Annotated in this window: 10 protein-coding genes; 9 read left to right on the top strand and 1 reads right to left on the bottom strand. The window is 50.3% G+C overall.

Going from position 1 to position 14,408, the window contains the following annotated elements:
* The first annotated feature begins 515 nt into the window (after nucleotides 1–515).
* The 7 genes from V3851_RS03515 to V3851_RS03485 all read left to right on the top strand — a co-directional run bounded on the left by V3851_RS03515 (nucleotide 516) and on the right by V3851_RS03485 (nucleotide 9,588).
* Complete coding sequence (locus V3851_RS03515) at nucleotides 516–1,256, top strand: SDR family oxidoreductase (protein WP_331845084.1); 741 nt, start codon at nucleotides 516–518, stop codon at nucleotides 1,254–1,256.
* A 34-nt stretch (nucleotides 1,257–1,290) separates the two neighbouring features.
* A complete protein-coding gene (locus V3851_RS03510; protein ID WP_331845083.1) occupies nucleotides 1,291–1,938 on the top strand; it encodes a ThuA domain-containing protein in 648 nt (215 codons plus the stop codon).
* A gap of 114 nt (nucleotides 1,939–2,052) precedes the next feature.
* A complete protein-coding gene (locus V3851_RS03505; protein ID WP_331845082.1) occupies nucleotides 2,053–3,333 on the top strand; it encodes a sn-glycerol-1-phosphate dehydrogenase in 1,281 nt (426 codons plus the stop codon).
* A gap of 674 nt (nucleotides 3,334–4,007) precedes the next feature.
* Nucleotides 4,008–5,201: an extracellular solute-binding protein gene (locus V3851_RS03500; RefSeq protein WP_414859259.1), complete on the top strand. Its 1,194-nt coding sequence runs from the start codon at nucleotides 4,008–4,010 to the stop codon at nucleotides 5,199–5,201.
* A gap of 85 nt (nucleotides 5,202–5,286) precedes the next feature.
* Nucleotides 5,287–6,162 (top strand): carbohydrate ABC transporter permease, encoded by an 876-nt coding sequence (locus V3851_RS03495; RefSeq protein WP_331845080.1) that lies wholly within the window; start codon nucleotides 5,287–5,289, stop codon nucleotides 6,160–6,162.
* Nucleotides 6,163–6,209: 47 nt separating this feature from the next.
* On the top strand, nucleotides 6,210–7,055 hold the full coding sequence (locus V3851_RS03490) for a carbohydrate ABC transporter permease (protein WP_331845079.1): 846 nt from the start codon (nucleotides 6,210–6,212) through the stop codon (nucleotides 7,053–7,055).
* 40 nt (nucleotides 7,056–7,095) lie between these two features.
* Nucleotides 7,096–9,588, top strand: a complete 2,493-nt coding sequence (locus tag V3851_RS03485; protein ID WP_331845265.1) for a LamG-like jellyroll fold domain-containing protein — start codon at nucleotides 7,096–7,098, stop codon at nucleotides 9,586–9,588.
* Nucleotides 9,589–10,117: 529 nt separating this feature from the next.
* On the opposite strand, the gene V3851_RS03480 is transcribed toward V3851_RS03485, so the two are convergent.
* Complete coding sequence (locus V3851_RS03480) at nucleotides 10,118–11,083, bottom strand: ArsR/SmtB family transcription factor (protein ID WP_331845078.1); 966 nt, start codon at nucleotides 11,081–11,083, stop codon at nucleotides 10,118–10,120.
* A gap of 422 nt (nucleotides 11,084–11,505) precedes the next feature.
* On the opposite strand from V3851_RS03480, the gene arfA reads away from it, so the two are divergent.
* Together arfA and V3851_RS03470 are read left to right on the top strand one after the other, a co-directional pair.
* Complete coding sequence (gene arfA, locus V3851_RS03475; RefSeq protein ID WP_414859258.1) at nucleotides 11,506–12,993, top strand: arabinosylfuranosidase ArfA; 1,488 nt, start codon at nucleotides 11,506–11,508, stop codon at nucleotides 12,991–12,993.
* 32 nt (nucleotides 12,994–13,025) lie between these two features.
* The gene (locus V3851_RS03470) at nucleotides 13,026–14,360 is read left to right on the top strand and encodes an ABC transporter substrate-binding protein (RefSeq protein ID WP_331845077.1); all 1,335 of its coding nucleotides are present in this window, start codon (nucleotides 13,026–13,028) and stop codon (nucleotides 14,358–14,360) included.
* The last annotated feature ends 48 nt before the right edge of the window (nucleotides 14,361–14,408 follow it).

Here is a 14,408-nt window from a genome sequence, read left to right as displayed (position 1 = left end):
ACGACATTCTTATATACACGCATCCCAACCCCGCAATTTAGATTAACCGTTCCCAATCCCAATATACTTAACTCACGACAACAGACCCTTATATTCACAGTCACCGATTTCTCGCAGATTCAAATTACCAGTGGCTTCCAACTTCCGATCACCGTACCTCCCCAAGCACCTACAACTCTCAAGCACCTATAACTCCCAAACGCGCCTATAACTCCCAAACACCCGTAAACCCCAACGCCCGCAACTCTAAACAATCGCAGCCCATAACAATCGCAATCTTCTAACATTAGTAACTTTAAACAACCATCCGCTTTTGCCCCTCAACGCTCATCCAGCCCCCAGGTTCCGGGTCATGGTGGGGCGCTGCAAGGTGCCTCTTCCCGGTTTGGTTGTTGTTCTTATTATCAGACGTCGGCACGAATCAATATCAGCGGTTGCATAACTCTTTGGTACGATGGACAATAGATGTTGGACCCATGAAAAATTTACTAATGAACCTAAGGAGAGTGAGCGGCATGGAATACACGGCACTGGTTACGGGGGCGGATCACGGCGTCGGGCTGGCTTTGACCGTGGCGCTGCTGAAGCGCGGCTGCCGCGTCTTCGCCGGCAGATACAATGCGGAAGAAGTCGCCTTGGAAAAACTGCATCAGCGCTTTGGGGATCGGTTGACACTGGTTCCGCTGGATATCGGCAGCGACGGGAGCGTCCGGGAAGCGGCCGCGGCCATCAAAGAGCGGACGGGCCGGATTGATATTTTGATCAACAATGCCGGCATCCTGGGTGACATCGAAGCCACGATTATGGACGAGTTGAATTACGACGAGATGCTCAAGGTGTTCAACGTCAATGCGCTCGGCGCTTTGCGGGTGACGCAGGCCTTGGCTCCGCTCGTGTTGAACAGTACCGCAAAATTGATTGTCAACCTATCTTCCGAAGCCGGCAGTATCGGTCAAAACCGGCGCGACAGCTGGTTTGCCTACTGCATGTCCAAAGCCGCGCTCAATATACAGTCGAGCTTGGTGCATAACGGGCTTAAGAAAGCGGGAGTACAGGTCATGATCCTCCATCCCGGCTGGGTTCAAACTTATATGCGCGGCAAACTGGACGCGGACGCCGAATGGACTCCGGCGCAGTCGGCGGAGAATATCATCGCACGGATCATGGAGCGGATCGGCCGGAATGAAGAGAACGGCTTGGGAATCGAAGAGGGCCCCCGGTTTATAGATGCCAAAGGAAAGGCGATGCTGTGGTAATCGAAGTTAATCGAGGAGAGGGAGGCAGGCATGTATGGAGCATATAACGAAAGTTAAACCTAAAGCGCTGCTGATCGGAGATTATACCGATGCGCCCTATCATCCGCTGGGAGCGGTGGAGGGACGGTTGCGGGACATTTTGGAGGAGCGGTGGACCGTGGAAGCGAGCGATGATTATGACAGCTTGCATGTTGAAGAAATATCCCGCTGCGACCTCTGCATTTCATACGCCGACCGTTGGGAGCTGCCCATGACGGACGGGCAAACGGCGGGGCTCCTCGCCTACATCGCCGGAGGCGGCGGTTTGCTGGCGCTGCATAACGGGATATCGCTGCAAGCCCGGCCGGAAGCGGCGCAGATGCTCGGCGCGCGGTTCACCGGGCATCCGGCGTACCGGGAGCTGGATTTTCGCGTCGAAAATAACGACCACCCGGTCACGGAAGGCATCCGGCCGTTTACCATGCCGGAGGAGCCTTACCGGTTTGATACGGACCACTTCAGCGATCACGAAGTGCTGCTGACCTACCGGCACGAAGACCGGGACAGGCCCGCCGCTTGGGCGCGCCGGTTCGGCCTGGGCCGGATAGTATATTTGATGCCGGGGCATCATATCGATTCCTTCCGGAATCCCGAATACGCCAAGCTGCTGTTGAACGGGGCGAATTGGGCGGGCGGAGCGTAAATGCCATGCATTGGGCCGGATTCATCGTAAAGAAGACCGGCCCTTTACTCTCCTTACTCCATATTTAATGCTTGCTATTTATCCGGTGTAGAGATAAAATATTTCCATAACAATTTGTACGTACAGCATAGCGAAATAAAGGCAAATAGAAAGTTATTGTATGTACAACTGAGATACGAAATTGAAACCGTATTCATTTTAGCTGCAATAAGTTCTGGAATGGGGAGGAATTTGCTTATGTCGAATGTCGATGTCGGTACTGGTACAGGCGGCGGGACAACGTCACCGTTCTTTGAGAAGCTCGTTCTGGAGGCCGGCGCGCTGAAACAGGTGGCACCGTTTTTCCTGGAGCACGGCAGCCGGCGGCTGTTGCTGGCGGCGGACGCGAACACCTATGAAGCGGCGGGCAGAAAGCTGGAGCAGAGCATGAGGGAGGCGGGCCTGGAGCCATCGCTCTGCCTGCTTGAGCCCGCCGAGACCGGCGACGTGGTCGCCGACGAGGCCGCCATCGTGCAGCTGCTGCTGGCGATCGAGCCGGGGATGACCGAGGCGCTGATCGCCGTCGGCTCCGGGACGATTCACGATATCGTCCGCTTTGCCGGGCACAAATGCGGCATCCCGTTCATCTCGGTGCCGACGGCGCCGTCGGTCGACGGCTTCACTTCCGCGGGAGCCCCGCTCACCATCCGCGGGATGAAGACGACCGTGCCAGCCGTTTCGCCGACCGCGATCTTTGCCGACCTGGACGTCCTGATGCGGGCGCCGCAGCGTCTCGTCGCCGCCGGATTCGGGGACATGCTCGGCAAATACACCTCCCTGTTCGATTGGAAGTTCTCCCACCTAACGGGGGGAGAGCCTTACAATGAACAGGCGGCGGAGATCACCGAGCGCGCTCTGGCCTCCTGCGTGCGGCACGCCCGTGAGATCGGCGGGCGCACGCAGGAGGGCATCACCGCGCTGATGACGGCGCTGATCGAATCCGGCATCGCCATGCTGCTGTTCGGGCAGTCGCATCCCGCGTCCGGCGCGGAGCACCATCTCTCCCATTACTGGGAGATGGAATATTTGCGCCGGGGCCGGCGGGCGCTGCTGCACGGCGCCAAGGTCGGCGTCGCCTGCGCCGAAATCTCGCGCCTCTACCACGACGCCGCGGAGCGCGGCGTGTTCCCCGGCGGCGAGCCGGAGGCGCTGCGGCGGCACGGCGAGCTCGTCCGCAGCTGGCTGGCGGACGTGCCGTCCGAGGCGGCGATCCGCGAGCTGCTGCAGCTCGCCGGGGGACCGTCCAGCCTTGCCGAGCTCGGCATCGGCGACGGGCTGTTCGCGCGCAGTTTGCGCGAGGCGCACCGGATCCGCCCGAACCGCCATACTTTTCTGCGCGCGCTGAACGAAGCTTAAGCCTGAATGAATTCGCCTTTTGGCCAATAAGAGACGCTCACACGGCGTCTTTTATTGGCCAAAATATTAGCAAACCCGTTTATGGATGCCCCCCCTTTTTTTTAACCCCTCAATAATTATCCTGAATTTACTTCAAACAATCATAAACAAACTAGCCGGTTTCGAGCGCACTAAATTAAAAAATGTAAATATATTCAAAATTACATTTAAAATCTGCATCGATTCGGCAAAATATTTTAATATAATATAAAACAAAAACCTAAAAATTCATTGTAATTTTCATGAAAAACTGCGCTGTTATCACTAGTTTCAGTTACGACAATCATTTTATTCAAAATTATATAAAAAGATTTAGGTTTTACATTTACAAATAATACCTCATTATGCTATTTTATATCTGAAAGCGGATTCATCCCAATTGTTAGAGGCGATTTAATATTTTCCAAATTCAGATAAAATATGGGGGTGATCTTTAAAAAAGTATTCTAAGATAGTTGCACAAGAGTTAAGCAATTTTTTTTATGGGAACATGTACGTACAAGTTTGGTTTCGCGTGTGGACAAAATTCAGGAAAGCTAAAATGTGATCTGATTCTATTTTGATTCTATTTGGGGGCGAAAGCTTTGAAAAAGAACTGGATAGTTTCATTATTAACGGTATTTATAGTAAGTATTATGTTGAGTGCCTGCAGTAATGGCGAAGACAAAAATACGATTACATTTTGGACGCCGCTGACCGGTGATGACGGAGCATACATGGATCAAATCGTCAAAAGTTACAATGAAACAAATCCCGAATTCAAAGTGAAGCATGTGGTGACGGCCGATATGTACACGAAGATTTCGACCGTCCTGAACTCGGGTAAAGGCATTCCGGATTTGGCGATCATCCATGCGGACCGTGTTCCCGGTTATGTAAAGCAAGGCGCGCTGGAGCCGATTGAAACGGCGATTTCCGGCCAGCCTGAAATCAAAGAAGAGAACTACCTGCCTCAAGCTTGGAGCACCGGTAATATCGGCGGCACACAATACACCGTGCCTTTGGACATTCATGCAAACACAATGTACTACAACAAGGATTTGCTAAAAAAATACAGCGTCGAATCTTTTCTGGACGACAATGTAGTAACCATCGATGAGATGCTTTCCTTGCAAGGCAAGCTTGATGAAGGCCAATACGTCGTAAACGATGCTTTGCTCGGCTGGGTGATCCTGGCGCAAGTGCAGGATTTGGGCGGGGATATCCAGGAGAACGGCAAACCGGCTGTGGACACCCCGGTGATGAAGCAGGCCTTTGAAAATGTCAAGAAGATTGCCGATGCCGGTCTGATGACTCCATTCGGGGAAGACGGTTATCTGATGTTTCAATCCGGCAATGTCCTGTTCTCCACGGACGGCACCTGGACTTCAACGGCTCATGCCGCCGTGGAAGGCTTGAATTTTGGAGTGACCAATATCTATTCGCCAACGCCGGATAAATTTACGAATCGTGCTTCTTCGCACCTGTTTGCAATGCTTGGCAACGAGAAGCGCACGAATGAAAAAGAAGCCGGAATCGGCGCATTCCTGGAATATGTTCGCGAAAACTCGATGGAATGGGCGAAGGCCGGCCAAATCGTAGCGAGTAAACAAGTCATCGAAAACCCCGAATTCCAAAATTACATGCAATCCTTCTTTACCGCGAACCAACAAGAAATCGATTCCCTTTATATATACACCTATGAATACTACCCGTATGTTGCCGAAGCGGTCGATACCTATTGTGCGGATATCGTTCGCGGAAACGTGGACTTGGATGAAACATTGAAGACCATGCAGAAATTTGTTGAGGATAAAATTGCCGAGAGCAGCAAAACGACCACGAATTAAGCCTTAGCAAAACAGTAAGAAAGAAATAATGTGCCAGAATAGTTATCCGGCACATTATTTCTCCAAAAGGAGATAGCGAAAGGATATGAAAAAGCGATCTTTTGCACCTGTTTTCTTTGTGGGTCCTCACCTGATATTATTTCTGATCTTTATCCTCATCCCCACGGTCTACGGCATTTATGCTTCATTTACGCACTGGAACCTGATGAACAATCCGGAATGGATTGGTCTTTCCAACTACAAGACCATTTTATTTGACGAAACATCAACCTTCTATAACCAGTTCTTTAACGGTTTGAAAAACACGTTGATTTTCGTGGTGATCAGCGTTCCGTTGTTGATCGTGATTCCGCTCCTTGTCGCGGTGGCGCTTGAGCACAAGCAGATCAAATTGAAAGGAACGATCCAGGCGATTATATATATTCCGGGCCTTATTTCAATTTCGGCGGCGGCCTTGATCTGGCTCTTGATATTCAATAAGCAGCTGGGGATTACCGGGAATGTATTTCACTCGCAGGTTGCTTGGGCGGCTAACCAACCGTATGCATGGATTATTATTTTCGTCATTTCCGTTTGGGGCGGCGTTGGGGGCAATATGATCATTTATCGGGCATCGATCGCGGGGGTTTCCAAGGATTTGTATGAATCGGCCGAAATGGACGGAGCCGGGTCCGTCAAAAGGTTTTTCAGCATTACCCTACCGTCCATTCGTTTTCCTCTAATTTACACATTCGTGATGACGACCGCAGCTTCCTTTAACGTATTTGGTCAGCCGTTGATGATGACCGACGGGGGTCCGAGACAAACCACCCATGTGCTCATGATGTACATCCGTCAGCTGGCCTTCGGCCACGGCGAATCGATCGCAGGCATGGCTTCCGCCATGGCCGTGCTGCTCGGGTTGGTCATTTTGGTTGTCTCGGCGCTGCAATACTACGTCATGAGTCGGAATTCCAACTAATCGCGATGAACGTCGGATTAAGGAAACGAGAGGTAGGGTGTGATCGGATGTCCAAAAAAATAAGCATCTCAAAATATATTGCGTACCTTTTTTTATTTGTCGTGTGCTTTATTTGGGTAATTCCGGTGTTGTTCGGTATCTCCACGTCTTTTCGTTCCCAAACCGAAGTCGTTTCGACAGGCTTCCGGCTGCTTCCGGTCGATTGGACGCTTGAAAACTATTTGACCGTACTTGGGAATACCTCTACGGCACCGATCCTGCGATGGATGGTGAATTCCATTTATATCGCGGTTTTTCATACGTTTTTGGTGATCGTCGTTATCTCTATGACCGGCTACGGTTATTCCCGCATGAAATTCAAAGGCAGAGACACCTTGTTTTTTACCTTGCTTGGCATTTCGTTCTTTCCGGGTGTCGTCAACATAATCCCTTCCTATAAAATCATCGATTTGTTCGGTTGGGTGAATACTTCCTGGGCTATGATAATCCCGGGCTTGGCAGGGATGGGCAACATCTTCCTGGTAAGACAATTCCTCAAGGGAATTCCAAATGAGCTCGACGAGTCGGCCCGCGTGGACGGGGCAGGAGATTTCAGAATTTATTATTCCATTATTCTCCCGTTAATCAAGCCTGTCCTGATAGTATGCGCCCTGTTCTCGTTTGTCGGCTCATGGAACGACTTCTTATGGCCGGTTATCGTTTATACGGATGTGGAAAAAATGCCTGTTACCGCGGGTCTCTTGTTACTGCAGGACATTTACGGCAACTACCGCATGATCGGCCAATTGGTAGGCTCGGCGCTGCTGGCGATCATTCCTACCCTGCTGCTGTTCGTATTTGCGCAAAAATACTTTATTCAATCGATCAATTTGAATTCGGGAATCAAGGGATAGAGGGGGATATCAATTGAAAAAATTAAGCCGATGCTTTGTGATGCTGCTTGTTATGCTTATATTAATACCTGCCGCCGGTTTTGCCGAAGGCAGTGATTCCGGCCAAGCTAAGGCGGCGAAGTCCTTTGCCAATGTGTCCGTTCACGATCCTTCCGTCATCAAAGACGGCTCTACCTATTATGTTTTCGGATCGCATATTGAAGCTGCCAAATCTAGCGACTTGATGAAGTGGACCACGTTTACGAACGGGTATACGACGCCGGGGAACACCATTTACGGCGATCTGTCCGCCAATTTGGCGGAGTCGTTCGCCTGGGCGGGGGAGGACGATTCGGACAGCAAGGGCGGGTATGCCGTATGGGCTCCGGCCGTCATCTGGAACGAGTATTACCGGAATGAGGATGGAACTACGGGAGCCTATATGATTTATTACAGCGTTTCTTCGACATATATTCGCTCCGCCATCGGGTATGCGGTCTCCCGAAATATCGAGGGACCTTACACTTATGCGGATACGGTTATTTATTCCGGTTTTACGCGGGATACGGCATTTGATGCCGACAGTGACGTTGACAAGAAGTGGAGCAATACGAACATCGCCGGATTGATTGAGGACGGGAAAATAACCGGGGTAAATTCAAACTGGTTTAACAGCGACGGTTCGTACAATAATGCGATCTACCCGAATGCGATAGACGCCGCACTATTCTTTGACGAGGAAGGCAAGCTGTGGATGACTTACGGCTCCTGGTCGGGAGGAATCTTCATTGTTGAACTTGATCCGGCGACCGGCCGGGTGATTCATCCGGGCAAAGACGGAACAACGGCGGACGGGCGGCTTGTGGACCGGTATTTCGGAACCAAGATAGCGGGCGGATTTACGAAATCGGGAGAAGGTCCTTATATTATTTATGACAAATCTTCGGGTTACTATTATTTAAATGTGACCTATGGCTGGCTTGGCGCGAACGGCGGGTATAACATGAGACAGTTTCGCTCAGTCCGGCCGGATGGCCCGTACCTGGATGCCGCCGGACAAAGCGCGGTTTTGCCGGGAGACACGGACAACTATCCCTATGGTATAAAAATGATGGGAAATTTCCTGTTTGAAAGGGAAATTGGCGAATCCGGCACCGGGATCGGCTACGGCTATGTCTCGCCCGGTCATAACTCGGTATATTATGATGAGGAATCGGGAAAGTACTTCCTTTATTTCCATACGAGATTCCCGCAAAGAGGCGAAACTCATGAGCTGCGGGTGCATCAAATGTTTAAGAATAAAAACGGCTGGCTGGTCGTTGCCCCGGAGCGTTATGCCGGCGAATCGCTGAAACCCGTCAAAGCAAACAAGGTGGCGGGAGATTATAAATTCGTGAATCATGGGCTTCAATATTCCGGAGATATTGCGTCTTCGGTAAATATTACGCTGAACAAAGATAAGACGATCTCGGGAGATGTCAAGGGCACATGGGCGTTGAACGGCAATTATAATGCCGTCCTTACCATCGACGGGGTTACTTATGACGGTGTGTTTGTTAGCGGGTGGGATCCAATTCTGGAAGAAGAAACGATGACTTTTACGGCGATTTCTTCGCAAGGTGAAGCCGTCTGGGGAATTAGACAACCCGATTTGCCAGACCGTCAGATTGTGAAAGCTGTACAAGCCGACTTAAGCCTTGGCGATACAAGCAAAGTCATGAATGATTTGACATTGCCGACGGAGGGAATGCGCGGCACCGTCATTTCGTGGTCCACTTCGGATGCGAGCGTGATTTCGGATACGGGTGTGATTTATCCGCCGGAAGTCGGGGAAGACAGCTTAAAGGCTACGCTGACCGCGACGATTACGAAGGGGAAAGCCAGCGCATCGAAGCAATTTTCAATTGTCGTCGCCCCGATCGATACGGACTACGGAGTAGTTGCCCGGTATTCCTTCGAAAATGATCTGGCGGATGCTGCCGGCCAGTTTGCGGAAGGTACCGTTACGGGGAAATTGATCGGTACGACAGACGGAACAATCACTTACGACGCCGGCGTGGCGGGGCAAGCCGCCGTATTTGATGGGAACTCCGGCATCAGGCTGGCGGATGGGCTTATAACGGGGAATAGTTATTCCGTATCTCTCTGGCTGAATCCGGAGCAGTTCACCCAGTTCACGACGAGCTTCTTTGGAGCGGCGTCGGTAAGCAGCTGGATCAGTCTTGTCCCGGAATCCTGGGATAACAACACGATGCTGTGGTCGGGTGAAGCGTGGTATGACGCAACGACCGGCTCCATAATTTCCGCGAATGAATGGCATCATGTTGCTTTTACAGTTAATGAGGGCGCCGTGAAGGTCTATGTGGACGGCGAGCAAAAGTTTTCGGGCACCGGCTTTCCGGACGTCTTTACGGGTGCGGAAGGTACATTCAGCTTGGGAGTCAACTGGTGGGATCCCCCGTTCAAGGGGATGATGGATGAACTGCGCGTGTACAATCTGGTAATCTCGGACGCAGTCATTCAGAAGCTGTCGCAGGAATATCGGACGGAATAGATAGGTTGGGCATGAATAACTGATCAGCAGCACATATAAAAAGACGCCGCACGGCGTCTTTTTATAATTATTTATGTTGTATTATATACAACACCTTCCTCCCCCAAGTATAAAGCCCCTACTTTAACGAGAATGATGTCTAAATACTCCAAGTTCTTTCGATCGGGATTCGAGGTAAACAAAAGTGAAAATGTATAAAAAGGTATTGGGATCGTTTATTTTAATTTTATTATTTTCTATTATACTTGAAAGTAAGCGATTACATTACATGCTTCTTGAAAATTTATCTTCTGCAGTATTTTGAAAGGCTTAGGGGCGAAACAGCCCTTCATTTGCCCGAAATGCTGCATTAAATGCAACAATCGTGCGATCGATCCGCTTAAGGACGCAAAATTATTGCAAAAAGTGCAGCATTCGGCCGCATGATGGCAATCTCTGCCGGCCAAGATGGCAATATCCCGTGCCACGCGCGAGTTAATAGCAAGCACCCGGAGGAAATCCCGGTGTTGCGAAGGTTATTGCGCTTCTTTTAGCTCTTCGGTACCAAGCTTCTTTGCGTCCGTTTCGGCAATACCACCTCTGTCTCGTGCACATCGTACAGTACGCGGGCCAACAGGTCCTGGCTGTAGTTGCCGAAGTTGCGGCCGAAGATGGTCAGTCCGCGTTTGTTGACCGATTTGTCGGTCACCGCTAGGCGGAGAGTGAGCTCGCTTTTGTAATCGAGCTGAATCTGCTCGATCGTGACGTCGGATATCCGGCAGCCGTCGATAAAGCTTCCCTCGTTATTGATCCGGATCAGCTTCAGCATGCCGTACTGGTTAAGATGCGGCGGCCACCAGTCGGGATTGAAGGTTCCGCGCGCGTCCCCGAAATCCCCCGGGCTGGTCCAATAGCCGATTTCAATACCGTTAAGATAGAAGAAGATGTCCGAAGGATAATTGTCGCAAAAGCCCGGCGCCTCGGAACCGAGCTCCATCGAGAACTGGATTTCCCGGAATGTTTGGTTGGGTTTGAGATAGTTCGGAATCCGGTATTCCAGGAAGCCTTCGGTCAGCCAGATGATTTCCGCGTCGATCCGCTGGGGATCGGCGAAATACCGCGGATCGTCAAAATCGCCGATAATGCTGTCTTTGGTAGCCAGTCCGCAGGTCGGCGCAACTTGATAGTTGCTGTAATGGCCGACTTGGATTTCCACTTCGTAAAGGTTCTCTACCTCTTTGCTTCTTAAATCCACCATCAGCTTATCTTTGTTGAGATAACAGATTTTTTGAATGCCGTGCTTTCCTACGGAGGTGTTGATCTCAATCAGGCCGCTCTCTTCCAGCTTTTTGATATGCATCGTGATCGCCCCGTTGCTGAGATTCAGCCTTGTGGCCAGATCGTTCAAATTCAAGGCTTGATTCTTGGCAAGAAGCTCGAGGATTTGAATCCTGATCTCAGAACTTAACGCTTTAAAAATATCGATTCCGCTCATCAAATCCTTAATGTAAATCATCTAAATATAACCCTCTTCCAATAGGAGATAATAGAATCCAAACATTTATTTTAGATAATTATAAACTAACTTGATCGATTAATAAAGCATTAAATCAAAAAATGTAAATTTGCTTAAAATTTTAGGTAAAAACAATACAAAATCACCTATATATTTCACATATAGATAAAACAAAATATCTTAATTTATTCTAATTTCCATGAAAAAAGGGTTGTTATCATTACTTTTCAAGCATAAATTATATTTAATTTAAGAAAGTATAAAAAGATTTAGGTTTTTATATTTACAAGGTCCCTCTCATATGTTATTTTATATCTGTAAGCGGATTCATTCAAGCGAATTGAAAATATTTTAGGATTGTTTAAAACAGGAAAATGGAAGGTGATCATTTGTCATCCGCGACAGCAATGCCCAAAGCAAAGATGGTAGTTGACAAATCGTTTAAAATTGCGGAAATTGACCCGCGCATTTACGGTTCTTTCGTCGAGCATCTCGGCAGAGCCGTATACGGAGGGATTTATGAGGCTTCCCACCCTACGGCCGACAGCGGAGGCTTCCGCAATGACGTCAAGGAATTGATCAAGGAACTGAACGTACCGATTATCCGCTATCCCGGCGGGAACTTCGTTTCCGGGTACAACTGGGAGGACGGCGTCGGCCCGGTGGCTGAAAGACCCAAACGGCTGGAACTGGCCTGGCGGACGGTAGAGCCGAATATGGTAGGTACGAACGAATTCGCCCAGTGGGCGAAGGAGGTCGGCTCCGAGGTCATGATGGCGGTCAACCTGGGAACGCGCGGCGTGGATGCGGCCAGAAATCTGCTGGAATACTGCAACCACCCGGGAGGCAGCTATTGGAGCGATTTGCGCCGGAGCCACGGCTTCGAACAGCCGCACCGGATCAAGACCTGGTGCCTGGGCAACGAAATGGACGGCCCTTGGCAGATCGGACAGAAAACGCCGCAGGAATACGGCAGACTGGCTTATGAAACGGCGAAGGCCATGCGCCTTGTCGATCCGGATATCGAACTCGTGTCATGCGGCAGCTCCAGCACCGGAATGCCGACTTTCCCCGAATGGGAAGCGATTACCCTGGATCATACCTATGAGGTGGCCGATTTCGTCTCCCTTCATCAATACTATGGCAACCGGGACAATGATTCGGCCAACTTCCTGGCCCGCTCGATGGATATGGAGCACTTCATCAAGACCGTCATCGCCACCTGCGATTACGTCAAAGCGAAGAAGCGCAGCAAGAAAACGATGTACCTCAGCTTCGACGAATGGAATGTCTGGTATCACTCCAACGAGGCGGACACCAAGATCGAACCTTGGACCGTCGGACCGCCGCAGTTGGAAGATATATATAATTTTGAAGACGCTTTGCTTGTCGGCAGCATGCTGATTACGATGCTCCGCCACGCCGACCGGGTCAAGATGGCTTGCCTGGCCCAGCTGGTCAATGTGATCGCGCCGATCATGACGGAAAACGGAGGACGTGCCTGGAAACAGACGATTTTCTACCCTTATTTACACGCTTCCCGTTACGGCCGCGGCGTTTCGCTGCTGCCGATCGTCGACTCGCCGAAATATGATGCGCAAGACTACACCGATGTCCCTTACCTTGATAGCGCCGTCGTATACCGCGAGGATGCGGAAGAAATTACGATTTTCGCCGTCAACCGCCACCTGGAGGAAGCGCTCGAGCTGGAGTGCGATATCCGAGGGTTCGAGAACTACCGCGTGGTCGAGCATATCGTGCTTGAAAACGAGGACTTGAAAGCGGTTAATACGGCGGACGAGGAAAAAGTCAAACCTCATTCCCGCGGAGGGGCGGAGTGCCGGGACGGCTTCGTACATGCCCGTTTATCCAAAGCTTCCTGGAATGTTATAAGTTTGAAAAAGGCTTAGGCCGCAAACAATCATGTGGGAGGGTCAAAGGTATGAAAAAGAAATGGTTTATTATGTTTTTGGTGCTGGCCATGGCAACCGTTTTGGGGGCTTGCGGCGGCAAATCTTCCTCGAATGCCGGCGGGGAGACATCCGTTCTGGATGGCGGTGCCGGTGAGAATGCGACCGAATTGTCCTATTGGACATTCGTTGAACTGCATGGACAGCATTTTGAGAAGATGCTGGAGAAATGGAATGCGGAATACCCGGATCGCCAAATCAAGCTGAATGTAACCGTAATGCCGTACGACGACATGCACAACAAGCTGTCGATCGCGCTGCAAACGGGCGTCGGGGCACCGGATATCTCCGATATCGAGCTCGGGAAATTTCCGGATTTTCTGAACGGTACGCCGCAGCTGGTAGAACTTAATGACGTCATTGATCCTTATAGAGATACCATTGTACAATCGCGTATCGATTTGTACAGCAAAGACGGCAAAAACTACGGCGTTCCTACTCACGTAGGGGCATCGGTAGCTTTCTACAACACGGCAATTCTGGAAGAGGCCGGCGTGGACTACAAGACCATTGTAACTTGGGAAGATTTCAAAAAAGCCGGTATTCAGGTATATGAAAAGACCGGAAAATACATGGGCACGGCCGACACGAGCGCAACATGGCAGCTTTCGCAGCTGCTTGCGCAGCAGGGTTCGGACTTCACCGATGAAAACGGCAACCCGACGATCAACACTCCCGAAATGGAAAAAGCGATGTCGATTCTTAAAGACCTGCAAGACAATAACGTGATTGCAACCATCGCCGGCGGACAGCCGGACACGGAAGAAGCTTACGGCGAATTCAATGCTGGCAATTATGCAACGGCTTTCATGCCGCTGTGGCAAATGTCCAGATATACGAACTATATGTCCGACTTGTCCGGCAAGATCGCGATTGCTCCGATTCCGGTGATCGAAGAAGGCATGCCTAGATCCGTCGGCGGCGGCGGTACCGGTACGGTTGTAACGAAGACGGCCAAAGACATTCAACTGGCCAAAGACTTCCTTGCCTTCGCCAAATTGTCCGAAGACGCCAATATCGAAATCTGGAATACGCTCGGATTCGACCCGGTTAATATGGACGTTTGGAACATGGAAGACGTAACGCATAACCCTGAAAATCAATTCGTGAAATACTTTGCCAACAACCCGTTCGATGTGCTGAACGACATCAAGGATGAAATCAAATTGATTAAGTCGACTTCCGCTTCTCCTACGATCAACAACATTTTGTGCACCGTGACTCTGAACGAAGTTTTTGAGGACGGCAAAGACATCAAGCAGGCGCTGGACGATGCCCAGGCTCAAATCGAACAAGAGTTAAAGTAAGCCTCATGGTGATAAGACTTGAGAGCTGCTCCTTACAGAGCAGCTCTC

It is taken from the genome of Paenibacillus haidiansis, assembly GCF_036553665.1.
GTDB classification, from domain to species: Bacteria; Bacillota; Bacilli; order Paenibacillales; family Paenibacillaceae; genus Fontibacillus; species Fontibacillus haidiansis.
Note: the sequence above shows the minus strand (reverse complement) of the source record. Positions and strands in the feature narration are given on the sequence as shown.

Excerpts from the sequence above, each read along its gene's own strand:
- V3851_RS03515 (WP_331845084.1), top strand. The coding sequence starts at position 516 with ATGGAATACACGGCACTGGTTACGGGGGCGGATCACGGCGTCGGGCTG.
- V3851_RS03510 (WP_331845083.1), top strand. The coding sequence starts at position 1,291 with ATGGAGCATATAACGAAAGTTAAACCTAAAGCGCTGCTGATCGGAGAT.
- V3851_RS03500 (WP_414859259.1), top strand. The coding sequence starts at position 4,008 with ATGTTGAGTGCCTGCAGTAATGGCGAAGACAAAAATACGATTACATTT.
- V3851_RS03495 (WP_331845080.1), top strand. The coding sequence starts at position 5,287 with ATGAAAAAGCGATCTTTTGCACCTGTTTTCTTTGTGGGTCCTCACCTG.
- V3851_RS03490 (WP_331845079.1), top strand. The coding sequence starts at position 6,210 with ATGTCCAAAAAAATAAGCATCTCAAAATATATTGCGTACCTTTTTTTA.
- V3851_RS03485 (WP_331845265.1), top strand. The coding sequence starts at position 7,096 with ATGCTGCTTGTTATGCTTATATTAATACCTGCCGCCGGTTTTGCCGAA.
- V3851_RS03480 (WP_331845078.1), bottom strand. The coding sequence starts at position 11,083 with ATGATTTACATTAAGGATTTGATGAGCGGAATCGATATTTTTAAAGCG.
- arfA (WP_414859258.1), top strand. The coding sequence starts at position 11,506 with ATGGTAGTTGACAAATCGTTTAAAATTGCGGAAATTGACCCGCGCATT.
- V3851_RS03470 (WP_331845077.1), top strand. The coding sequence starts at position 13,026 with ATGAAAAAGAAATGGTTTATTATGTTTTTGGTGCTGGCCATGGCAACC.